We start from the raw sequence: 23,000 nt of genomic DNA on the forward strand, positions 1-23,000 counted from the left end.
CTTACATACGCTCCAGAGTTTCCAGACCCAACAGCTCCAGGCCTTGCTTGAGGGTGCGACCGGTCAGCGCGGCCAGACGCAGACGGCTCTGCATCTGGGCCTGGGTTTCGGCAGCGAGGATTGGGCAGTTCTCGTAGAAGCTGGAGAACAGACCGGCAACGTCATACAGGTAGGTGCAGAGAATGTGCGGCGTGCCTTTGTCTGACACGTTGTTCAGCACTTCGCCGAACTGCGCCAGTTTTGCCGCCAGCTCTTGCTCGTGCGCAGCTTCCAGCACGATCTGGCCGTCGACTTCGCTGAAGTCCTTGCCCAGTTTGCGGAACACACCGGCGACGCGGGTGTACGCATACAGCAGGTACGGCGCGGTGTTGCCTTCGAAATTCAGCATCAGGTCGAAGTTGAAGCTGTAGTCGCTGGTGCGGTGCTTCGACAGGTCGGCGTACTTCACCGCGCCGATGCCGACGACTTTGGCGATGTTGCGCAGTTCGTCTTCGGCCAGTGTCGGGTTCTTCTCTTTCACCAGGCTGTAGGCGCGTTCCTGCGCTTCGGTCAGCAGGTCGATCAGCTTCACAGTGCCACCGTCACGGGTCTTGAACGGACGGCCATCGGCGCCGTTCATGGTGCCGAAGCCCATGTGTTCCATCTCCATCGGATGGGTGACGAAACCGGCCTTGCGCGCCACGGCGAACACTTGCTGGAAGTGCAGAGCCTGACGCTGGTCGACGAAGTACAGCGCGCGATCGGCTTTCAGTTTGCCGCTGCGGTAGCGCACAGCCGCGAGGTCAGTGGTGGCGTACAGGTAGCCGCCGTCAGCCTTGACGATGATCACCGGCAGCGGATCGCCGTCGGCATTCTTGAACTCGTCGAGGAACACGCACTGCGCGCCGTTGCTCTCGACCAGCATGCCAGCGGCTTTCAGGTCGTTGACCACGTTGATCAGGTCGTCGTTGTAGGCGCTTTCGCCCATCACGTCGGCCATGGTCAGTTTGACGTTGAGCAGTTCATAGATCTTCTGGCAGTGCGACAGCGAGATGTCCTTGAACTTGGTCCATAGCGCCAGGCACTCGGCGTCGCCGGCCTGCAACTTGACCACCAGACCACGGGCGCGGTCGGCGAATTCTTCGGATTCGTCGAAACGCTGCTTGGCGGCGCGGTAGAAATTTTCCAGATCGGACAGCTCGTCGCTGGTGATCGGGTTTTCCTGTAGGTACGCCATCAGCATGCCGAACTGGGTGCCCCAGTCGCCGACGTGGTTCTGACGGATCACTTCGTCGCCGAGGAATTCGAGAACGCGGGCCACGCCGTCGCCGATGATGGTCGAGCGCAAGTGGCCGACGTGCATCTCTTTGGCCAGGTTCGGTGCCGACAGGTCGACCACGGTGCGTTGTGCAGGGCCAGCCTTGCGCACGCCAACGTTAGCGTCGGCCAGTGCGGCGTCGAGGCGCGAAGCCAAAGCCTGAGTGTTCTGGAAGAAATTGATGAAGCCCGGGCCAGCGATTTCGGCCTTGGTGACGTTCTCGTCAGCCGGCAGCGCGGCGATGATTTTTTCCGCCAGATCGCGCGGCTTCATGCCCGCAGGCTTGGCCAGCATCATGGCAATGTTGCTGGCGAAGTCGCCGTGGGTCTTGTCACGGGCGTTCTCCACCTGGATCGCCGGCGTCAGGCCTTCAGGCAACACACCTTCGTTGACGAGTTGGGTGAGGGCTTGTTGGATCAGCTGGCGAATGGTGTCTTTCATGGTCTTCTCTTTCGACCGCAAGCGCGGCGGGCGCATCGATGCGCGGGTGGAAAAACTGGGCATTATCCGTTGCGAAGACGGGCTTGCCAACCTTAGCAGGCAGGATGTGGATATGTGGTGACATTAAAAGCAAAAGATCGCAGCCTGCGGCAGCTCCTACACAGAATTTCGCATTTTTCTGTAGGAGCTGCCGAAGGCTGCGATCTTTTGAACTTCAATACAAATCTACAGGGTCGACGTCCAAGGACCAGCGCACCGCCCGCCCACTCGGCATCTGCTCCAGCATCAGCAGCCAACTGGCCAGCAATCGATGCAGCGGCGCCCGCGCCGTCGCCTGCAACAAAAGCTGCGCACGATAACGTCCGGCCCGGCGTTCCATCGGTGCCGGCACTGGGCCGAGCAGCTCGATACCGGTCAAATTCTGCTCAACCAGCAAGCGCTCCGCCGCGCTGCACGCCTCATCGAGAAAGCCTTCCGCCTGTCCCGGTTTGTGCGCTTCGGCACGCAGTAGCGCCAGATGCGCAAACGGCGGCAGCCCGGCGGCGCGGCGCTCGCTCAAGGCCTGCTCGGCAAAGGCGAAGTAACCCTGTTCAGTGAGTTGCACCAATAAGGGATGGTCAGCCAAGTGCGTCTGGATGATCACCTTGCCCGGCTCCTCCGCTCGCCCGGCGCGCCCGGCGACCTGCACGATCAACTGCGCCATGCGCTCGCTGGCGCGGAAGTCGCCGGAGAACAAACCGCCGTCGGCATCCAGAATCGACACCAGTGTCACCCGTGGAAAGTGGTGCCCCTTGGCCAACATCTGCGTACCGACCAGAATGCACGGCTGACCCTTCTGAATCGTCGCGAACAGCTGATTCATCGCGTCTTTGCGCGAAGTACTGTCACGGTCGACGCGCAAAACCGGGTAGTCGGGAAACAGAATCGCCAGCCGCTCCTCGGCGCGTTCAGTGCCGGCGCCGACGGGCCGCAGATCGACCTTGTTGCACTTCGGGCACTGGCGCGGCGTGCGCTCGACGTTGCCACAGTGATGACAGCGCAACTCGCCATAGCGCTGGTGCACGGTCATCCGCGCATCGCAGCGCGAGCATTCGGACATCCAGCCGCAATCGTGGCAGAGCAGCGTCGGCGCAAAACCGCGTCGGTTAAGGAACACCAGCACTTGCTGGCCGGCCGCCAGGGTCTGACCGATGGCTTGTTGCATCGGCCCGGAAATGCCGCTGTCCAGCGGACGGCTTTTCACGTCCAGACGCAGGAAGCGCGGCTGCTTGGCGCCGCCAGCACGCTCGTTCAGGCGCAGCAGGCCGTAGCGACCGGTGTAAGCGTTGTGCAGGCTCTCCAGCGATGGCGTCGCGGATCCCAGTACGATCGGGATGTTTTCCTGGCGCGCGCGCACCAGTGCCAGATCGCGAGCGTGGTAGCGCAAGCCTTCCTGCTGTTTATAAGAGCCATCGTGCTCTTCATCGATGATGATCAGCCCGGGATTTTTCATCGGCGTGAACAGTGCCGAGCGGGTGCCGATAATAATGTCGGCTTCGCCATCGCGGGCGGCGAGCCAGGCGTCGAGGCGCTCGCGATCATTGACCGCCGAGTGCAGCAAGGCGATGCGGGCATTGAAGCGCTGTTCGAAACGCGCCAGGGTCTGCGGGCCGAGGTTGATTTCGGGGATCAGCACCAACGCCTGCTTGCCGGCTTCGAGGGTTTCGCGGATCAGTTGCAAATAGACTTCGGTCTTGCCGCTGCCGGTAACCCCGGCCAGCAGGAACGCGTGATAACTGTCGAAGCCAGCGCGGATCGCTTCGTACGCGGCGCGCTGCTCGCTGTTGAGCGGCAGTTCCGGTTGCGCCAGCCAGTGTTCGTGGCGCACGCCCGGCGCGTGGCGGCGGATCTCGACCTGCACCAGACCTTTGGCCAGCAGCAGATCGAGGCTGTCCTTGCTCAGCATCAGTTTGCTCAGCAATTGATGGGCGACACCGTGCGGGTGCTGGGCCAGGGTCGCCAACGCCTCCCGCTGGCGCGGTGCGCGGGCGATGCGCGGATCATCGAGGCTGGCGCCGGGGGTGATCGACCAGAAACGCTCTTGCCGGGCCTCGGCCAGTTCGCCCTGGCGCAACAGCACCGGCAACGCCCAGCTCAAGGTGTCGCCAAGGCTGTGCTGGTAATACTGCGACGTCCACAGGCACAGCTTGAACAGCGCGGGCGGCAACGGCGGCGTGTCATCGAGCAGGGCCAGCGCCGGTTTGAGTTTTTCCGCCGGCACTTCGCTGGTGTCGGTGACCTCGACCAGAATCCCGATCATTTCGCGCCGGCCGAACGGCACCCGCAGGCGCATGCCCGGCTGCAATTGCTCGCGCCGCACCCCGGCCGGCGCTCGATAGTCGAACAGGCGGCGCAGGGGCGAAGGCAGGGCAAGGCGCAGAATGGCGTCGGGCACGCGGGGGGATCTCTATAAACAGACGGGCTAGGCACATAACCCTGTAGGAGTGAGCCTCGCTCGCGATAACGGTGTATCAGACGACACAAATGTTGAATGACACACCGTTATCGCGAGCAGGCTCGCTCCTACAGGGGATCGCGTATTGGGCCGGGAGCCTAGCAGACGGTCGGTCTCGGTGACAGCTTGCGTGATTGAAAAGGTCTGGTAGAATCCGCGGCCTAATTACGTGCGGTATTCAACAATAGTGTTGGGTGGCGGCACGCTAGCCTGAGGAATACACCATGAAAGCTGATATCCATCCAGAATACCCAGTCATTGCTGTTACCTGCAGCTGTGGCAACAAGTTCGAAACCCGTTCGACTTTCGGCAAAGCCATGCCAATCGACGTGTGCAACGAATGCCACCCGTTCTACACCGGTAAGCAGAAGACTCTGGACACCGGTGGTCGCGTTCAGAAGTTCGCAGACCGTTTCGGTGCTTTCGGCAAGAAACCTGCTGCAGAGTAAGGTTGAAGGGCCCGGTGGGCTTTTCCTCGTTGCTGAAAAAGGCGTCCCTCGCGGGCGCCTTTTTTGTGTCTGCGATTTGGCTGTCCGGCGCGCAGGCCTTCTGCCCGGCGCCTGCGCAGTTGACCAGCGTAGCGGTGCAGCGCGTGGTCGATGGCGACACCCTGCGGCTGAGCGACGGTCGCAGCGTACGCATGATCGGCCTCAATACGCCTGAGCTGGGCAAGCAGGGCCGCAGCGACGAACCGTTCGCGGTGGCGGCGCGCCAACGTCTGCAAGCCTTGGTCGATGCCAGCGGCGGACGTGTCGGTTTGCGCCCCGGCAAGCAACCCAAAGACCATTACGGTCGTACGCTCGCGCATGTTTACAGTGCCAGCGGCGCCAATCTCGAAGCGCAAATGCTCGCCGATGGCCTTGGTTTCCAGGTCGCGGTGGCGCCGAATGTCGATCTGGTCGCCTGCCAGCAAGCTGCCGAACGCAGTGCGCGACAGGCCCGCCGGGGCCTTTGGCGGCAAACGTCTGTACTGAAAGCGGAGCAGATTCAGCGCTCGGGCTTCGCCGTGGTCAGTGGGCGTGTGAGCAAGGTTCAACGCAATCGCGGCGGAATCTGGATCGAGTTGCAGGACTCGCTTGTATTGCGCGTTGCACCCAATCTGGTCGGACAATTCGACAATGCCCGCTTGCGAGCGCTGAAGGGCAGGCAGATCGAGGCGCGCGGCTGGATTGTCGATCGTTCACGACGGGGTGGCTTGAAACAGGGTCAGTCGCGTTGGCTGCTTCCACTGACAGATCCTTCGATGTTGCAAAGCACCCGCTGAATAAAAATTGTAGACATTTTTTATGTCGATTGTGAACAGTCAAGCCCTTGTGCGCCGTGGCTCTTGGCCCAAAGTCGTAGGGCAGGGCGCTTGACAGGGGTGACCGCTCAGTCTTGTGGGGACTTTGCGAGGCGCGTATCCTCGCTGACCAGTCTGTCCAACAGTAAAAAGCGGAATGCCAAAATGTCTGATCTGAAAACTGCCGCTCTCGAATATCATGCCAATCCTCGTCCAGGGAAGCTGAGTGTCGAGCTCACCAAGGCCACTGCTACCGCTCGCGACTTGTCGCTGGCCTACAGCCCCGGCGTAGCTGAACCAGTCCGTGAGATCGCTCGCGATCCTGAACTGGCCTACAAATACACCGGCAAGGGCAACCTGGTTGCAGTCATTTCCGATGGCACCGCGATTCTCGGCCTGGGTAACCTCGGCCCGTTGGCATCCAAGCCAGTGATGGAAGGTAAAGGCGTGCTGTTCAAGCGCTTCGCCGGCATCGACGTTTTCGACATCGAAGTCGACTCCGAAAGCCCGCAAGCCTTCATCGACACCGTTAAGCGTATCTCCATCACCTTCGGTGGCATCAACCTGGAAGACATCAAGGCACCTGAGTGCTTTGAGATCGAACGCGCTCTGATCGAGCAGTGCGACATTCCGGTATTCCACGATGACCAGCACGGCACCGCAATCGTGACCGCTGCCGGCATGATCAACGCCCTGGAAATCGCTGGCAAAACCCTGCCGGAAGCGAAGATCGTCTGCCTGGGCGCCGGCGCTGCCGCCATCTCCTGCATGAAACTGCTGGTGAGCATGGGCGCACGCATCGAAAACATCTTCATGGTTGACCGTACCGGCGTGATCCACTCTGGCCGTGACGACCTGAACCAGTACAAAGCGGTATTCGCTCACGCCACCGAGAAGCGCAGCCTGGCTGACGCACTGGCAGGCGCTGACGTGTTCGTCGGTCTGTCCGGCCCGAACCTGCTGAGCCCTGAAGGCCTGCTGTCGATGGCGGCCAACCCGATCGTGTTCGCCTGCTCGAACCCGGATCCGGAAATCTCCCCTGAGCTGGCACACGCCACCCGTAACGACGTGATCATGGCGACCGGCCGTTCGGACTACCCGAACCAGGTCAACAACGTACTGGGTTTCCCGTTCATCTTCCGTGGTGCCCTGGACGTTCGCGCCAAGCGCATCAACGAAGAAATGAAAGTGGCTGCAGCCAATGCCCTGCGTGAACTGGCCAAGCTGCCTGTTCCACAGGACGTGTGCGACGCCTACGGTGGCGCTCCGCTGGAATTCGGCCGTGAATACATCATTCCGAAGCCAATGGACAAGCGCCTGATCACCCTGATCTCCGACGCTGTGGCCAAGGCTGCAATCGAGACTGGTGTGGCGACCCTGCCGTATCCGAAGAACTACCCGCTGAAAAGCGTGGATGACGTGTTCAACGGCTAAGCCGTTGTAGCGCTTCAACCGAAAGCCCCGGCTCATGAGAGTCGGGGCTTTTTTGTGGCTGAGGGTTTTGTGTTGCTTTGCCGGGCCTCTCCGCGAGCAAGCTCGCTCCCACAGAGGGCAATGCGAGACACATACTCTAAACACACCACAAAACCCTGTGGGAGCTAGCCCTGCTAGCGATGAGGCCCGTTCAGGCACCACAAACCTAGAGGCAATAAAAAGCCCCGCACTTCAATCGAAGGCGGGGCTTTTCAGTGGCCGAGGATCAGAACAAATCGATCGGCGCCTGTTCATCCGCCGGCAGCGGGCTGCCTGGCGCCGTGCCGTTGCCCAACTCGTTCACCGATGGCGGCGTGTCTTCCGACTTGAACAGCTCGAAGTAAGCGCCCGGTGTGCTCGGTGTCGCCGCACGGCCACTGACCGGATCCACGCGCAGGCTCAGCAGACCTTCCGGCTCAGGCTGAACGTGCGGCGGCTTGTCCTTCAGCGCAGCCGACATGTAGTTCATCCAGATCGGCAGCGCCACCGTGCCGCCGAACTCGCGACGACCGAGGCTTTCCGGCTGGTCGAAACCGGTCCACACCGTGGTCACGTAATCGGCGTTGTAACCGGAGAACCACGCATCTTTCGATTCGTTGGTCGTGCCGGTCTTGCCAGCGATGTCGCTGCGGCCCATGGCCAGTGCGCGACGGCCGGTGCCGAGCTTGATCACGTCCTGCAACATGCTGTTGAGGATGTACGTGGTCCGACCATCGACGATCCGCTCAGCCACTGCCGGCGCTTGCGGTACAGCAGCGTTGCCCGGTGCTTCACCCGGAACCGGTGCGGCATCGACCGTGAACGATTGAGCATCTGGCGCAGCGATACCGTCCGTCGCCGAACCACCCTGTGGCACGGTCGGCGGATTGGCGACGAACAGCGTGTCACCGTTGCGGCTTTCGATCTTGTCGATGATGTACGGGGTGATCTTGTAGCCGCCGTTGGCGAACGTGCTCCAACCGGTGGCGATCTCCATTGGCGTCAAGGTTGCAGTGCCCAGCGCCAGCGACAGGTTCGGCGGCAGGTCCTGCTTGTTGAAGCCGAAGCGGGTGATGTAGTCGATGGTCTTGCCCACGCCCATCGCCTGGAGCAAGCGGATCGACACCAGGTTGCGCGACTTGTAGAGGGCTTCACGCAGACGGATCGGGCCGAGGAAGGTGTTGGTGTCGTTCTTCGGGCGCCAGACCTTGTCCAGGTATTCGTCGACGAACACGATTGGCGCGTCGTTGACCAGTGTGGCGGCGGTGTAGCCGCTGTCCAGCGCGGCGCTGTAGACGAACGGTTTGAAGCTCGAGCCCGGCTGACGCTTGGCCTGCATGGCGCGGTTGTAGTTGCTCTGCTCGAAGGCAAAACCGCCGACCAGCGAGCGGATCGCTCCGTTCTGCGGGTCCAGCGACACCAGCGCGCCTTGGGCCTGCGGGATCTGGCTGAACTTCAGCGAATTGTCTTTCTGACGTTGCACACGAACCAGATCACCGACAGCCGCGACATCCGACGGCTGACGCGGGTTGGCGCCCATGCTGTTGGTGTTGAGGAATGGACGCGCCCATTTCATGGTGTCCCAGGCGACGTGTTCTTCGCCGGTGCGAGTCAGCACTTGCAGGCCGTTCTTGTCGACCTGCGTGACGATGGCCGGCTCGAGGCTGCTGATCGTGCGTTGCTTGGTCAGCTCACTGGCCCAGGCCTCGCGGGTCTTGCCTGGCAGGCGCGACTCAGGGCCACGGTAGCCGTGACGCTGGTCGTAGGTCATCAAACCTTCGTGCAGCGCGGTGTTGGCCATTTCCTGCAGATTGCTCGGCACCGTGGTAGTGACGCGGAAACCTTCGGTGTAAGCCTCGCTGCCATAGCGACCGACCATTTCGGCGCGGGCCATTTCGGCGATGTACGGTGCGTTCACTTCTGGTGTCGGCACGTGGTAGCTGGCGTTCAGCGGCTCGTTGATCGCAGCGGTGTAATCCGCCTCGCTGATCTTGCCGAGCTTGTACATGCGCCCGAGGATCCAGTCGCGACGTTCTTTGCTGCGCGCCGGGTTGGCCAGCGGGTTGAAGCGCGACGGTGCTTTCGGCAGGCCGGCGATCATCGCCATCTGCGCCAGGCTGATGTCACGGATCGACTTGCCGTAATACACCTGCGCCGCCGCCTCAATGCCATAGGCGCGGTTGCCCAGATAGATCTTGTTCACGTACAGCTCAAGGATTTCGTCCTTGGTCAGCTGCCGTTCGATCTGCAGGGCCAGAAGAATTTCGGTGGTTTTGCGCGAGAAGCTGCGTTCGCTGGTCAGGAAGAAGTTCTTCGCCACCTGCATGGTAATGGTGCTGCCGCCGGACTGAATGTGTCCGCTTTTGACCAATTGGGTCGCGGCGCGCATCAGGCTGCTCGGATCGACGCCATAGTGGTTAGCGAAATTGTCGTCTTCAGCACTTAGTAACGCATTAATGAAATTGGGGGGAATGTCGGCGAAACGGATCGGCGTACGGCGCATTTCGCCAAACTCTGCGATCAACTTGTTATCGCTGGAGTACACGCGCAGGGGAATCTGCAACTGAATGCTTCTCAGCGCCTCCACAGACGGCAAACCCGGACTAAGGTAAAGAAACGCGCCGCTGAGACCTAAAAGCAGTCCGCAGAAAACGGCGACGATGGACCAACCGAAAAATTTCAGCAGACGAATCAAGGCGTTTGAACATCCAGGGCAAAGAATGAATTTGGCGACGGGGTTCCGGCTACACACAGAACAGTCCGCGCTGGCAGTAAAAAGCGGAAAAAAACGCTGGGCATTATAAGCACTTTTCCGTCGGAGGCGTCATTTGCGCTTCTGTCAAGACGGGATGAAGGAACGCAATGCGTATTACAGAGTCCGTAACTCACGGAAAGTCATAGGGAATTGGTAGTGCTGGGACTCTTCAATAAAAAGACCAATACGTTACTGGGGATCGACATCAGCTCCACCTCGGTGAAGCTGCTGGAACTGAGCCGTCAGGGCGATCGCTACCGGGTCGAGGCGTACGCGGTGGAGCCATTGCCGGCGAACGCCGTGGTCGAGAAAAACATCGCTGAGCTCGAAGGCGTCGGCCAGGCTCTCAGTCGGGTGCTGGTCAAGGCACGCACCGGGCTGAAAAGCGTGGCGGTCGCGGTGGCCGGTTCCGCGGTGATCACCAAGATCATCGAAATGGATGCCGGGCTGTCCGATGACGAGCTGGAAAACCAGCTCAAGATCGAAGCCGACCAATACATTCCCTATCCGCTGGACGAAGTTGCCATCGACTTCGAAGTCCAGGGTGTGTCGCCGCGTAACCCGGAGCGGGTCAACGTATTGCTGGCCGCCTGTCGCAAGGAAAACGTCGAAGTCCGCGAGGCCGCATTGGCCCTTGCTGGCCTGACGGCGCGGGTGGTGGACGTTGAGGCCTACGCGCTGGAACGTTCCTTCAGTTTGCTGGCGACGCAACTGGCGGCCTCTCAGGAGCGTCTGACCGTTGCTGTCGTCGATATCGGCGCGACCATGACCACCCTCAGCGTTCTGCACAACGGCAAGATCATCTACACCCGCGAACAACTGTTCGGTGGCCGGCAACTGACCGAGGAAATCCAGCGGCGCTATGGCCTGACGATCGAGCAGGCGGGATTGGCGAAAAAGCAGGGTGGCTTGCCCGACGATTACGTTGCCGAGGTCCTGCAGCCGTTTCGCGAGGCGCTGGTGCAGCAGGTTTCGCGTTCGTTGCAGTTTTTCTTCGCGTCCGGGCAATACAACGCCGTCGATCACATTCTGCTCGCTGGCGGCACGGCGTCGGTGCCGGGGCTGGACCGGCTGATCGAGCAACGCCTGAATACGCCGACCCAGGTGGCCAATCCGTTTGCCAACATGGCTTTGGGCAGCAAGGTCAACGCCGGGGCGCTGGCCAGTGACGCGCCGGCCCTGATGATTGCCTGCGGCCTCGCGCTCAGGAGTTTCGACTGATGGCGCGGATCAACCTTCTTCCCTGGCGCGAGGAACGTCGCGAAGAGCGGCGCAAACGCTTCCTGCTGGCGCTGATCGGCGTGGTGGTCGGCTCGATCGGCGCGGTATTGATCGCTGACCAGGTCATCAGTTCTGCAATCCAGCGACAAATGGCGCGTAACGATTACATCGGCAAGCAGATCGCCGTCGTCGATGAGCGAATCAAGCAGATCAGCGAGCTCAAGGCCCATCGCCAGCAACTGGTCGAGCGTATGCGCATCATCCAGGACTTGCAGGGCAATCGGCAGATCAGCGGGCGGATTTTCGACCAACTGGCGCGCACGCTGCCCGACGGTGTGTATTTCACCGACGTGAAGATGACCGGCAAAACCCTGTCGATCAGCGGGGCGGCGGAATCAAATAATCGTGTCTCCGAACTGATGCGCAATCTGGATGCCTCGGACTGGTTCGATGCACCAAGCCTTAATGAAGTGAAGGCGACGACCGCCGGTCAAGTGGATCAGGCCAACACGTTTGAGCTGACCGTTCGTCAGACTCAGCCGAAGACGCTGGAGGACGACCAATGAAGCCGTCCGAATGGCTGGAGAGCCTGCGCAACATTGACTTCAACGATCTGGATACCAACAACATCGGCTCCTGGCCGGCTGCGGTAAAAGCTATTGCCGGCGCGCTGCTCATGGCTTTGGTCCTGGGGCTTGGCTACAACTTTTTCATCAGCGACCTGGAAAATCAGCTCGATGCCAAGCGCGAAGAGGAGGCCACACTCAAGGAGCAATTCGCCAGCAAGGCGCATCTGTCGGCCAATCTGGAGCTGTACACCCAGCAAATGAAAGAGATGGAAAACTCTTTCGGCGTGCTGCTGCGGCAACTGCCCAGTGACACCGAAGTGCCGGGCCTGCTCGAGGACATCACCCGTACAGGTCTGGGCAGCGGGCTGGAGTTCGAAGAGATCAAACTGCTGCCGGAAGTGACCCAGCCGTTCTACATCGAACTGCCGATCCAGATCACCGTAACTGGCGCTTATCACGACCTCGCGACCTTCGTCAGCGGCGTTGCCGGGCTGCCGCGAATCGTGACGTTGCATGATTTCGAACTCGCGCCGATCAGCCCTGAGAGCGGGCCGAAACTGCGCATGAGCATTCTTGCCAAGACGTATCGCTATAACGACAAGGGGCTGCAAAAATGACCCCGATTCGTTATTTCGCCTTGGCGATGGCGCTGTTTGCGCTCAGTGGTTGTGGGGGCAGCGATGATTTCAGCGACCTCGACGCTTATATGAACGAAGTGCGCCTGAAGCCGGCGGGCAAAATTGAACCAACCCCGACATTTCGGTCTTACCCGACATTCACTTACAGCGCGGCCAATCTGCGCAGTCCGTTTTCGCGGCAGGTGCGCGTCGATCTGGCCGGGCAGAAACACGGCTCGCGCAACGTCAAACCCGATCCCAACCGGGTCAAGCAATACCTCGAAGGTTTCAATATCGAGCAGTTCGAGATGGTCGGCACGATCTCCAATGTTTCCGGGGCGTTTGCGCTGTTGCGCGGGGCGGGCGGGGTGCATCGGCTGAAAGTCGGCGATTACCTGGGGCGCAACGATGGCCGCATTGTCGCCATCAGCGCCACCCAGGTCGATGTGGTCGAAATCGTGCCGGACGGCCAGGGCGCCTGGCTGGAGCGCCCGCGCACCATTCCTTTGAAAGAGCACTCATAGTGGAAGTCGAACAATGAACAGGATTTTCTCCACCCTCGGTTTTTCGCTATGGATAGCGCTGATGTCGCCGATGGTAATTGCGGCCAACCTGAAGACGCTGGACGTCGCGGCGTTACCGGGGGATCGCGTCGAGCTGAAACTGTCGTTCGATGGTCCGCCGCCGCAGCCCAAGGGTTACACCACCGAGTCACCAGCGCGAATCGCCCTCGACCTGCCGGGTGTTGCCAGCCAGTTGGCCAGCAAAAATCTCGATCTGGGCAGCGGTAATGCCCGCACGGCCACGGTAGTTGAAGCGAAGGATCGAACGCGCCTGATCGTCAGCCTCACCCAGCTCTCGCCGTACAACATACGGGTTGAAGGCAACAATCTGTTCGTGGTGGTCGGGCAGGGTGCGCCGGTTGCTGCACCGCGTCCGGCCGTTGCGCCGCGCGCCACTACGGCGGCAGCCGCACCGGCCAAGGCATTCGTGCCGACCAGTCGGGCCATTCGCGGCGTCGACTTCCAGCGCGGCACGGCGGGCGAGGGCAACGTCGTCATTGATCTGTCCGATCCGACCATCGCCCCGGACATTCAGGAGCATGACGGCAAGATCATCCTCAGCTTCACCCGCACGCAATTGCCCGACAAGCTGCGGGTACGCCTCGACGTCAAGGATTTCGCCACCCCGGTGCAGTTCGTCAACGCCGGTGTGAGCGGTGATCGCACGGTTATTACTGTCGAGCCGAGCGGCACCTACGAATACTCAACTTTCCAGACCGACAACAAACTGACCGTCAGCATCCGCCCGATGACGGTCGATGACCTGCAAAAGCGCAATGCCGATCGCAACAGCTATGTCGGCGAGAAGCTTTCGCTGAATTTCCAGGACATCGACGTACGTTCGGTGCTGCAACTGATCGCCGACTTCACCAACCTCAATCTGGTCGCCAGCGATACGGTGCAGGGCGGGATCACGTTGCGCCTGCAAAACGTGCCTTGGGATCAGGCGCTGGATCTGGTGCTGAAAACCAAGGGGCTGGATAAGCGCAAGATCGGCAATGTCCTTCTGGTCGCGCCGGCCGACGAGATCGCTGCCCGCGAACGTCAGGAACTGGAATCGCAAAAGCAGATCGCCGAACTGGCGCCGTTGCGTCGTGAACTGCTGCAGGTGAATTACGCCAAAGCGGCAGATATCGCCAAGCTGTTCCAGTCGGTGACCAGTGCTGAGGCGAAAATCGACGAGCGTGGCTCGATCACTGTCGATGAGCGGACCAACAACATCATCGCCTACCAGACCCAGGATCGCCTCGATGAACTGCGGCGCATCGTGGCGCAACTGGATATTCCGGTGCGCCAGGTGATGATCGAGGCCCGCATCGTTGAGGCCAACGTCGATTACGACAAGAGCCTTGGCGTGCGTTGGGGCGGTTCGGTGCAGAACAAAGGCAACTGGAACACCTCGGGGGTCAGCAACGGTTCTTCGACGACCATTGGCACGCCGGGCAGCACCAGCACCAACTCACCGTTCGTCGACATGGGCACCGTCAATAACACCTCGGGGATCGGCATCGCCTTCATTACCGATAACGTTTTGCTCGATCTGGAACTGACGGCCATGGAGAAAACCGGCAACGGCGAGATCGTCTCGCAGCCGAAAGTCGTCACCTCGGACAAAGAGACCGCGAAAATCCTCAAAGGCACCGAGATTCCCTATCAGGAAGCCAGCTCCAGCGGCGCCACTTCGGTGTCGTTCAAAGAGGCATCGCTGTCACTGGAAGTGACGCCGCAGATCACCCCCGATAACCGCATCATCATGGAGGTCAAGGTCACCAAGGACGAACCGGATTACCTCAACAAAGTGCAGGATGTGCCGCCGATCAAGAAAAACGAGGTAAACGCCAAGGTGCTGGTCAACGACGGCGAAACCATCGTGATTGGCGGTGTTTTCTCAAATACTCAAAGCAAGGTCGTAGATAAGGTGCCATTTCTTGGCGATGTGCCGTATCTTGGCCGCCTTTTCCGGCGTGATGTGGTTTCGGAGAAAAAATCCGAGCTGCTGGTGTTTCTCACTCCGCGTATCATGAACAATCAGGCGATTGCTGTGAGTCATTGATTCTGTGCGAAATTTGATTCTTGTAGGACCGATGGGCGCTGGTAAAAGCACCATCGGCCGGTTGCTGGCCAAAGAGCTGCGCCTGCCGTTCAAAGATTCCGACAAGGAAATTGAACTGCGCACGGGCGCCAATATCCCGTGGATCTTCGACAAAGAAGGCGAGCCGGGCTTTCGTGACCGTGAGCAGGCGATGATCGCCGAGCTTTGCGCGTTCGACGGCGTGGTCCTGGCGACCGGCGGTGGCGCAGTCATGCGCGATGCCAATCGCAAGGCCCTGCACGAGGGCGGACGAGTGGTGTATCTGCACGCGTCCGTCGAGCAGCAGGTTGGTCGCACTTCGCGCGACCGCAATCGGCCGTTGCTGCGTACCGCCGATCCGGCGAAAACCCTGCGTGACTTGCTCGCCATCCGCGATCCGCTGTATCGGGAAATTGCCGATCTCGTCGTGGAAACCGACGAACGGCCGCCGCGCATGGTGGTGCTCGACATTCTCGATCGTCTGGCGCAGCTTCCACCCCGTTAAAGCATCGCACGAAATGCGCTATCCTCGGCGTCCTGTCACAGCCCGCCGAGGTTGTGGCGGATGGCGTGCGAGCGGCGTCATACCCGCTACAAGCCGCAGACAACCAATAATTCAGGGCAGGACGCCTGCTTCCATCTTCACTGTGGGGACACATGCAGACACTCAAGGTCGATTTAGGCGAGCGCAGCTACCCGATTCATATTGGCGAAGGTTTGTTGGATCAGCCTGAACTGCTGGCGCCCCATATCCATGGGCGGCAGGTGGCAATCATCTCCAACGAGACCGTTGCACCGCTCTATCTCGAACGTCTGACCCGCAGCCTCGCGCAGTTCTCGGTGATCTCGGTGGTTTTGCCGGACGGCGAAGCCTTCAAAAACTGGGAAACCCTGCAACTGATCTTCGACGGTCTGCTGACCGCCCGTCATGACCGCCGCACCACCGTGATCGCCCTCGGCGGCGGTGTGATCGGCGACATGGCCGGTTTCGCCGCAGCCTGTTATCAGCGCGGCGTCGACTTCATCCAGATCCCTACGACGTTGCTGTCTCAGGTCGATTCGTCGGTGGGCGGCAAAACCGGGATCAACCATCCACTGGGCAAGAACATGGTCGGCGCTTTCTACCAGCCGAACGTAGTGCTGATCGATACGGCGTCCCTGAAAACCCTGCCAGAGCGTGAACTGTCCGCCGGTCTGGCAGAGGTCATCAAGTACGGTCTGATCTGCGACGAGCCGTTCCTGACCTGGCTCGAAGACAACGTGGACGCCCTGCGCGCACTGGATCAAAAAGCCCTGACCTACGCCATCGAGCGCTCCTGCGCGGCCAAGGCTGCAGTGGTCGGTGCCGATGAAAAGGAAACCGGCGTGCGCGCCACGCTCAATCTTGGCCACACCTTCGGCCACGCCATCGAAACCCACATGGGCTATGGTGTCTGGCTGCATGGTGAAGCGGTCGCGGCAGGCACCGTGATGGCGCTGGAAATGTCCGCGCGTCTGGGCTGGATCAGTGATGAAGAGCGTGATCGCGGCATTCGTCTGTTCCAGCGCGCCGGTCTGCCGGTAGTGCCGCCGGAAGGGATGAGCGAAGCCGATTTTCTTGAACACATGGCAATCGACAAAAAAGTGATCGACGGTCGTCTGCGCCTGGTGCTGCTGCGCCAGATGGGCGAAGCGGTAGTGACCGCCGATTATCCGAAAGAGGTTCTACAGGCCACGCTGGGAGCGGATTACCGCGCCCTGGCTCAGCTTAAAGGTTAATAAGATTCCGATGACTAGTTTGCATGCCGACGAGGCGTTCCTCGGCCATTTCCAGTTAAGTCACGACCCCTTCGCGCCTCGGGTGCCGGGCTTCAAATTTTTCCCGGCCCAGCGCAAACCGGTGCTGGGTCAACTGCACCATTTGGCGCGTTATAGCCAATTGCTGCTGGTGGTCACTGGCCCGCAGGGCAGCGGCAAGACCTTGCTGCGTCAGGCGCTGGTCGCCAGCACCAACAAGCAATCGGTGCAGAGCGTGGTGGTTTCCGCCCGTGGCGCCGGCGATGCCGCTGGCGTGCTGCGCCAGGTCGCGCAGGCGCTGAACGTGGCTCAGGCCGAAGTGGGCGCGATTCTGGATCAGGTGGTGCAGCTCGCGCTGACCGGCCAGGAAGTCTATCTCCTGGTGGATGACGCCGAGCAGCTCGATGAGTCCGCCCTCGAAGCGCTGATGGCGCTGGGTGCCGGTGCACCGGAAGGTCGCCCGCATGTGTTCCTGTTCGGCGAGTCGTCGCTGATCGCGCAACTCGAGGCCTTGCACCTCGAGGAGGAGCGCTTCCACGTCATCGAATTGCAGCCGTACACCGAAGAAGAGACCCGTGAGTATCTCGACCAACGGCTCGAAGGTGCGGGCCGTGGTGTCGAACTTTTCACCGCGGATCAGATCTCTGATATTCACGAAAGTGCCGAGGGTTGGCCGGGCAACATCAACCAGGTCGCTCGCGATGCTCTGATCGAAGTCATGATTGCCAGCCGCTCTGCGGTGAAGCGTCCAAGTATGGGGTTCAACATGCCGAAGAAACACGTATTGGCGATTTCCGCCGTCGTTGTGGTCGCGGTCGCCGCCGCCTGGTTGATGCCGGGTCGCAACAAGGCGCCAACCACCGGCGCACCAGCCAATGAACAGGCGCAGTTGCCATTGGGTCAGGGCGCCGCGAACGGGGCTAATCCATCCGTCGAATTCGCCGGTAACACGCAGCCGATGCCGTTGCCGCTGGTCGGCAACTCGCAACCGGTCATGCGTGGCCCGTTGGCTGAAGAGGCCGGTGGCATCACTGAAGGCGACGACGGCGTGCCGCTCGAAGGCTCCAGCGCTACACCGCCTACCGTAACCACTTCCGCGCCACCGGCGGGCGTTCCGGCTGGCCCTTCGCCGACACCGGTTCCAGTTCCGGCGGCCAAACCGACTCCAGCGCCAACTCAGGTTGCCACCGCCAAGCCTGCTCCGGCAGCGCCAGCGGCGAAGCCGACTCCAGCGCCGACCAAGCCAGTTACTGCGGCCAAGCCGGCCGAGAAGCCGGTCACCGTCGCCAAAGCCGCTGGTGGTAGCTGGTACGCCGGTCAACCGACCGGTAACTACGTGGTGCAGATCCTCGGCACCAGCTCGGAAACTGCCGCGCAAAACTTCGTCAAGGAGCAGGGCGGCGAGTACCGTTATTTCAAGAAAGTCCTCAACGGCAAGCCGCTTTACGTGATCACCTACGGCAACTTCGCCAATCGTGATGCAGCCGTTTCTGCCATCAAGGCCTTGCCAGCGAAGGTTCAGGCTGGTAAACCTTGGCCTCGCACTGTCGCCAGCGTCCAACAGGAACTGGCAACAACTCGCTGAAGATTCGGCGGCCTTACCCAGGCCGCCTCTCCAAGCACCTCAAAATTTCTACGAGTGCGCGCCGCCTTCACAGGCCGCGTGCCTTGTGGTGTCTGCGTCACAGTAGTCTTTGAGTCGTTGCAGTCAAAATTAAAAAAGTTTTGACTAGCACAGCAGATCGCTTTAAACCTTTCACAAATGCGACATGAATTTGCGACATTTCGTCGTCAAATTTGTGAGCCTCTGTGTCGCTGTGTACAATGACCACCCTTTTGCCCCCGCTAAGCCGGCGTACGTTCGGCGCGGAATGCAAGTGGTTGAATTGAAAAGAAATTTGCCTCGTGAAGAGGCAGCCTGGTGAGAAAGTGTCTATGAAAGCAGGTCTGTACCAACCAGATGAATTCAAGGATAACTGCGGTTTCGGCCTGATAGCCCATATGCAGGGCGAACCCAGTCATACCCTTTTGACAACGGCCATCGAGGCCCTGACCTGCATGACCCACCGCGGTGGGATTAATGCCGACGGCAAGACCGGTGACGGTTGCGGTCTGCTGATTCAGAAGCCTGACGCGTTCCTGCGAGCCATTGCCCAGGAAACCTTCAGCGTCGAGCTGCCCAAGCAATATGCGGTGGGCATGGTTTTCTTCAACCAGGATCCGGCCAAGGCCGAAGCTGCTCGCGAGAACATGAACCGCGAGATCCTCGCGGAAGGCCTGCAGTTGATCGGCTGGCGCAAAGTGCCAATCGACACCAGCGTCCTCGGCCGCCTGGCCCTTGAGCGCCTGCCGCAGATCGAGCAGGTGTACATCGGCGGCGAAGGCCTGAGCGATCAGGACATGGCCGTGAAGCTGTTCAGTGCGCGTCGTCGTTCGTCGGTGGCCAACGCCGTCGACTCCGACCACTACATCTGCAGCTTTTCGCACAAGACCATCATCTATAAAGGCCTGATGATGCCGGCCGATCTGGCCGCGTTTTATCCAGACCTGAGTGACGAGCGCCTGCAAACCGCGATCTGCGTGTTCCACCAGCGCTTCTCCACCAACACCTTGCCGAAATGGCCGCTGGCTCAGCCATTCCGCTTCCTCGCCCACAACGGCGAGATCAACACCATCACCGGTAACCGTAACTGGGCGCAGGCCCGTCGGACCAAGTTCAGCAACGATCTGATGGATCTGGAAGAACTCGGCCCGCTGGTCAACCGTGTCGGTTCCGACTCGTCGAGCATGGATAACATGCTCGAGTTGATGGTCACCGGTGGCATCGACCTGTTCCGTGGCGTGCGGATGATCATTCCGCCAGCGTGGCAGAACGTCGAAACCATGGACCCGGATCTGCGTGCGTTCTACGAGTACAACTCGATGCACATGGAGCCGTGGGACGGCCCGGCCGGCGTGGTAATGACCGACGGTCGTTACGCAGTGTGCCTGCTCGACCGTAACGGTCTGCGCCCGGCGCGTTGGGTCACCACCACCAACGGTTTCATCACCTTGGCGTCGGAAATCGGCGTGTGGGACTACAAGCCGGAAGACGTGATTGCCAAAGGCCGTGTCGGCCCGGGCCAGATCTTCGCCGTCGACACCGAAACCGGGCAGATCCTCGACACCGATGCGATCGACAACCGTCTGAAATCCCGTCATCCATACAAGCAATGGCTGCGCAAGAATGCCCTGCGCATTCAGGCGACCATGGAAGACAACGACCACGGTTCGGCTTTCTACGACGTCGATCAGCTCAAGCAATACATGAAGATGTACCAGGTCACGTTCGAAGAGCGCGATCAGGTTCTGCGTCCGCTCGGCGAGCAAGGCTACGAAGCCGTGGGCTCGATGGGCGACGACACGCCGATGGCCGTGCTGTCGCAGCGCGTGCGCACGCCGTACGATTATTTCCGTCAGCAGTTCGCGCAGGTGACCAACCCGCCGATCGACCCGCTGCGTGAAGCGATCGTGATGTCGCTGGAAATCTGCCTCGGTGCCGAGCGCAACATTTTCCAAGAGTCGCCGGAACACGCTTCGCGCGTGATCCTCAGCTCGCCAGTGATCTCGCCGGCCAAGTGGCGCTCGCTGATGAACCTCGACCGTCCGGGTTTCGAACGGGCGATCATCGACCTCAACTACGACGAAAGCGTCGGCCTCGAAGCGGCGATCCGCAATGTCGCCGATCAGGCTGAAGAAGCCGTGCGTGCTGGGCGGACCCAGATCGTTCTGAGCGACCGCCATATCGCTCCGGGCAAGCTGCCGATCCACGCCTCGCTGGCGACCGGTGCCGTGCACCACCGCCTGACCGAAAAAGGCCTACGTTGCGATTCCAACATCCTCGTTGAAACCGCGACCGCCCGTGACCCGCATCACTTTGCCGTGCTGATCGGTTTCGGTGCCTCGGCGGTGTATCCGTTCCTCGCGTACGAAGTGCTGGGCGATCTGATCCGTACCGGTGAAGTGCTGGGCGACCTCTACGAGGTGTTCAAGAACTACCGCAAAGGCATCACCAAAGGTCTGCTGAAGATCCTGTCGAAGATGGGTATCTCGACCATCGCCTCCTATCGCGGAGCACAATTGTTTGAAGCGATCGGCCTGTCCGAAGAAGTCTGCGACCTGAGCTTCCGTGGCGTGCCGAGCCGCATCAAGGGTGCGCGTTTTGTCGACATCGAAGCCGAGCAGAAAGCACTCGCCAGCGAAGCCTGGAGTCCGCGCAAGCCGATCCAGCAGGGCGGTCTGCTGAAGTTCGTCCACGGTGGTGAATATCACGCCTACAACCCGGACGTGGTCAACACTCTGCAAGCCGCTGTGCAGCAGGGCGACTACGCCAAGTTCAAGGAATACACCTCGCTGGTGGACAACCGTCCGGTGTCGATGATCCGCGACCTGTTCAAGGTCAAGACCCTCGATACGCCGCTGGACATCAGTGAAATCGAGCCGCTGGAATCGGTGCTCAAGCGCTTCGACTCCGCCGGTATCTCGCTGGGCGCCTTGTCGCCGGAAGCTCACGAAGCTCTGGCCGAAGCCATGAACCGCCTCGGTGCGCGTTCCAACTCCGGCGAAGGTGGTGAAGACCCGGCGCGTTACGGCACCATCAAGAGCTCGAAAATCAAGCAGGTCGCGACTGGCCGTTTCGGTGTAACCCCGGAATACCTGGTGAACGCCGAAGTGCTGCAGATCAAGGTCGCGCAAGGCGCAAAGCCGGGCGAGGGCGGGCAACTGCCGGGCGGTAAAGTCAACGGGCTGATCGCCAAGCTGCGCTACGCAGTGCCGGGCGTAACCCTGATTTCGCCGCCGCCGCACCACGACATCTACTCGATCGAAGACTTGTCGCAGCTGATTTTTGACCTGAAGCAGGTCAACCCGAAGGCACTGGTTTCGGTGAAACTGGTAGCTGAAGCAGGCGTCGGCACCATCGCTGCCGGTGTGGCCAAGGCCTATGCGGACTTGATCACCATCTCCGGCTACGACGGTGGCACCGGTGCTTCGCCGCTGACCTCGATCAAATACGCCGGCGCACCGTGGGAACTCGGCCTCGCCGAAACTCACCAGACCCTGCGCGGCAACGACTTGCGCGGCAAAGTCCGGGTGCAGACCGACGGCGGCCTGAAAACCGGCCTCGACGTGATCAAGGCTGCGATTCTCGGCGCTGAAAGCTTCGGCTTCGGCACCGCGCCAATGATCGCGCTGGGCTGCAAATACCTGCGTATCTGCCACCTGAACAACTGCGCCACCGGCGTTGCGACGCAGAACGAGAAGCTGCGTAAAGACCACTACATCGGTACCGTCGACATGGTGGTGAATTTCTTCACCTACGTCGCCGAAGAAACCCGTGAGTGGCTGGCCAAGCTCGGCGTGCGCTCTCTCGAAGAGCTGATCGGTCGTACCGATCTGCTGGAAATCCTCGAAGGCCAGACCGCCAAGCAGAACCACCTGGACCTGACGCCGCTGTTGGGCAGCGATCACATCCCCGCGGACAAGCCACAATTCTGCGGCGTTGAGCGCAACCCGCCGTTCGACCAAGGCCTGCTGGCCGAGAAAATGGTCGAGATGGCTTCGTCGGCGATCAATGACATGAGCGGCGCCGAGTTCGATCTGGACATCTGCAACTGCGACCGTTCGATCGGTGCGCGGATCTCCGGCGAAATCGCGCGCAAGCACGGCAACCAAGGGATGGCGAAAGCGCCGATCACCTTCCGCTTCAAAGGCACTGCCGGTCAGAGCTTCGGTGTGTGGAACGCCGGCGGTCTGAACATGTACCTCGAAGGCGACGCCAACGACTACGTCGGCAAAGGCATGACCGGTGGCAAACTGACCATCGTGCCGCCGAAGGGCAGCGTTTATAAGACTCAGGAAAGCGCCATCATCGGCAACACCTGCCTGTACGGCGCCACCGGTGGCAAGTTGTTCGCCGCCGGCACCGCAGGCGAGCGTTTCGCCGTGCGTAACTCCGGTGCCCACACGGTTGTGGAAGGTACTGGCGATCACTGCTGTGAGTACATGACCGGTGGTTTCGTCTGCGTTCTGGGCAAGACCGGTTACAACTTCGGCTCTGGCATGACCGGTGGTTTCGCCTATGTGCTCGATCAGGACAACACCTTCGTTGACCGGGTCAACCACGAACTGGTGGAAATCCAGCGGATCAGCGGTGAGGCGATGGAAGCCTATCGCAGCCACCTGCAAAACGTGCTGAACGAGTACGTCGCGGAAACCGACAGCGAGTGGGGTCGTGAACTCGCCGAAAACCTCGATGACTACTTGCGCCGTTTCTGGCTGGTCAAACCGAAGGCGGCGAGTTTGAAATCTCTGCTCTCCAGTACTCGTGCGAGTCCGCAATAACGGCGCAGCTGCAAGCCACTGGCTTCAAGCGGCAAGCTGGAGCCAGTGCGCGCTGTAACGGACTAATGTGATTTTCTTGCA

16 protein-coding genes are annotated in these 23,000 nt (G+C 60.6%); 13 read left to right on the top strand and 3 right to left on the bottom strand.

The window, feature by feature from the left end:
- Position 1: 1 nt before the first annotated feature.
- A complete protein-coding gene (gene argS, locus AC3Y64_RS02060; protein ID WP_489986257.1) occupies positions 2–1,738 on the bottom strand; it encodes an arginine--tRNA ligase in 1,737 nt (578 codons plus the stop codon).
- Here argS and AC3Y64_RS02065 point away from each other — a divergent pair.
- A complete protein-coding gene (locus AC3Y64_RS02065; RefSeq protein ID WP_016772057.1) occupies positions 1,737–1,859 on the top strand; it encodes a hypothetical protein in 123 nt (40 codons plus the stop codon). The genes argS and AC3Y64_RS02065 overlap by 2 nt on opposite strands.
- Before the next feature lie 93 nt (positions 1,860–1,952).
- Here AC3Y64_RS02065 and AC3Y64_RS02070 read toward each other — a convergent pair whose 3' ends face one another.
- A complete protein-coding gene (locus AC3Y64_RS02070; protein ID WP_489986258.1) occupies positions 1,953–4,172 on the bottom strand; it encodes a primosomal protein N' in 2,220 nt (739 codons plus the stop codon).
- Between the two features lie 284 nt (positions 4,173–4,456).
- On the opposite strand from AC3Y64_RS02070, the gene rpmE reads away from it, so the two are divergent.
- The 3 genes from rpmE (at position 4,457) to AC3Y64_RS02085 (ending at position 6,948) form a co-directional block, all read left to right on the top strand.
- Complete coding sequence (gene rpmE, locus AC3Y64_RS02075; RefSeq protein WP_158957543.1) at positions 4,457–4,681, top strand: 50S ribosomal protein L31; 225 nt, start codon at positions 4,457–4,459, stop codon at positions 4,679–4,681.
- 14 nt (positions 4,682–4,695) lie between these two features.
- Positions 4,696–5,496, top strand: a complete 801-nt coding sequence (locus AC3Y64_RS02080; protein WP_489986259.1) for a thermonuclease family protein — start codon at positions 4,696–4,698, stop codon at positions 5,494–5,496.
- Between the two features lie 183 nt (positions 5,497–5,679).
- The gene (locus AC3Y64_RS02085) at positions 5,680–6,948 is read left to right on the top strand and encodes a malic enzyme-like NAD(P)-binding protein (protein WP_489986260.1); all 1,269 of its coding nucleotides are present in this window, start codon (positions 5,680–5,682) and stop codon (positions 6,946–6,948) included.
- Between the two features lie 265 nt (positions 6,949–7,213).
- Here AC3Y64_RS02085 and AC3Y64_RS02090 read toward each other — a convergent pair whose 3' ends face one another.
- Positions 7,214–9,661: a penicillin-binding protein 1A gene (locus AC3Y64_RS02090; protein WP_489986261.1), complete on the bottom strand. Its 2,448-nt coding sequence runs from the start codon at positions 9,659–9,661 to the stop codon at positions 7,214–7,216.
- Positions 9,662–9,877: 216 nt separating this feature from the next.
- Here AC3Y64_RS02090 and AC3Y64_RS02095 point away from each other — a divergent pair, with 216 nt between their 5' ends.
- The 9 genes from AC3Y64_RS02095 to gltB all read left to right on the top strand — a co-directional run bounded on the left by AC3Y64_RS02095 (position 9,878) and on the right by gltB (position 22,919).
- On the top strand, positions 9,878–10,942 hold the full coding sequence (locus AC3Y64_RS02095) for a pilus assembly protein PilM (RefSeq protein ID WP_489986262.1): 1,065 nt from the start codon (positions 9,878–9,880) through the stop codon (positions 10,940–10,942).
- Positions 10,942–11,508: a PilN domain-containing protein gene (locus AC3Y64_RS02100; protein WP_489986263.1), complete on the top strand. Its 567-nt coding sequence runs from the start codon at positions 10,942–10,944 to the stop codon at positions 11,506–11,508. Before AC3Y64_RS02095 ends, AC3Y64_RS02100 begins: the two co-directional genes overlap by 1 nt.
- Positions 11,505–12,128, top strand: a complete 624-nt coding sequence (gene pilO, locus AC3Y64_RS02105) for a type 4a pilus biogenesis protein PilO (protein WP_158957531.1) — start codon at positions 11,505–11,507, stop codon at positions 12,126–12,128. The genes AC3Y64_RS02100 and pilO overlap by 4 nt, the downstream gene beginning before the upstream one ends.
- On the top strand, positions 12,125–12,652 hold the full coding sequence (locus AC3Y64_RS02110; protein WP_489986264.1) for a pilus assembly protein PilP: 528 nt from the start codon (positions 12,125–12,127) through the stop codon (positions 12,650–12,652). The genes pilO and AC3Y64_RS02110 overlap by 4 nt, the downstream gene beginning before the upstream one ends.
- A 13-nt stretch (positions 12,653–12,665) precedes the next feature.
- Positions 12,666–14,744 (top strand): type IV pilus secretin PilQ, encoded by a 2,079-nt coding sequence (locus AC3Y64_RS02115; protein ID WP_489986265.1) that lies wholly within the window; start codon positions 12,666–12,668, stop codon positions 14,742–14,744.
- Positions 14,745–14,748: 4 nt separating this feature from the next.
- Positions 14,749–15,267: a shikimate kinase AroK gene (gene aroK, locus AC3Y64_RS02120; RefSeq protein WP_045122260.1), complete on the top strand. Its 519-nt coding sequence runs from the start codon at positions 14,749–14,751 to the stop codon at positions 15,265–15,267.
- 152 nt (positions 15,268–15,419) lie between these two features.
- Complete coding sequence (gene aroB, locus AC3Y64_RS02125; protein WP_489986266.1) at positions 15,420–16,520, top strand: 3-dehydroquinate synthase; 1,101 nt, start codon at positions 15,420–15,422, stop codon at positions 16,518–16,520.
- A gap of 10 nt (positions 16,521–16,530) precedes the next feature.
- On the top strand, positions 16,531–18,123 hold the full coding sequence (locus AC3Y64_RS02130; RefSeq protein ID WP_489986267.1) for an AAA family ATPase: 1,593 nt from the start codon (positions 16,531–16,533) through the stop codon (positions 18,121–18,123).
- A 350-nt stretch (positions 18,124–18,473) separates the two neighbouring features.
- On the top strand, positions 18,474–22,919 hold the full coding sequence (gene gltB / locus AC3Y64_RS02135; protein WP_489986268.1) for a glutamate synthase large subunit: 4,446 nt from the start codon (positions 18,474–18,476) through the stop codon (positions 22,917–22,919).
- The last annotated feature ends 81 nt before the right edge of the window (positions 22,920–23,000 follow it).

The sequence above is a fragment of the Pseudomonas sp. 4CAES_32.4 genome, from assembly GCF_058136335.1.

Excerpts from the sequence above, each read along its gene's own strand:
- AC3Y64_RS02085 (WP_489986260.1), top strand. The coding sequence starts at position 5,680 with ATGTCTGATCTGAAAACTGCCGCTCTCGAATATCATGCCAATCCTCGT.
- AC3Y64_RS02110 (WP_489986264.1), top strand. The coding sequence starts at position 12,125 with ATGACCCCGATTCGTTATTTCGCCTTGGCGATGGCGCTGTTTGCGCTC.
- pilO (WP_158957531.1), top strand. The coding sequence starts at position 11,505 with ATGAAGCCGTCCGAATGGCTGGAGAGCCTGCGCAACATTGACTTCAAC.
- argS (WP_489986257.1), bottom strand. The coding sequence starts at position 1,738 with ATGAAAGACACCATTCGCCAGCTGATCCAACAAGCCCTCACCCAACTC.
- AC3Y64_RS02115 (WP_489986265.1), top strand. The coding sequence starts at position 12,666 with ATGAACAGGATTTTCTCCACCCTCGGTTTTTCGCTATGGATAGCGCTG.
- gltB (WP_489986268.1), top strand. The coding sequence starts at position 18,474 with ATGAAAGCAGGTCTGTACCAACCAGATGAATTCAAGGATAACTGCGGT.
- AC3Y64_RS02100 (WP_489986263.1), top strand. The coding sequence starts at position 10,942 with ATGGCGCGGATCAACCTTCTTCCCTGGCGCGAGGAACGTCGCGAAGAG.
- aroB (WP_489986266.1), top strand. The coding sequence starts at position 15,420 with ATGCAGACACTCAAGGTCGATTTAGGCGAGCGCAGCTACCCGATTCAT.
- AC3Y64_RS02065 (WP_016772057.1), top strand. The coding sequence starts at position 1,737 with ATGGTCTTCTCTTTCGACCGCAAGCGCGGCGGGCGCATCGATGCGCGG.
- rpmE (WP_158957543.1), top strand. The coding sequence starts at position 4,457 with ATGAAAGCTGATATCCATCCAGAATACCCAGTCATTGCTGTTACCTGC.
- AC3Y64_RS02130 (WP_489986267.1), top strand. The coding sequence starts at position 16,531 with ATGACTAGTTTGCATGCCGACGAGGCGTTCCTCGGCCATTTCCAGTTA.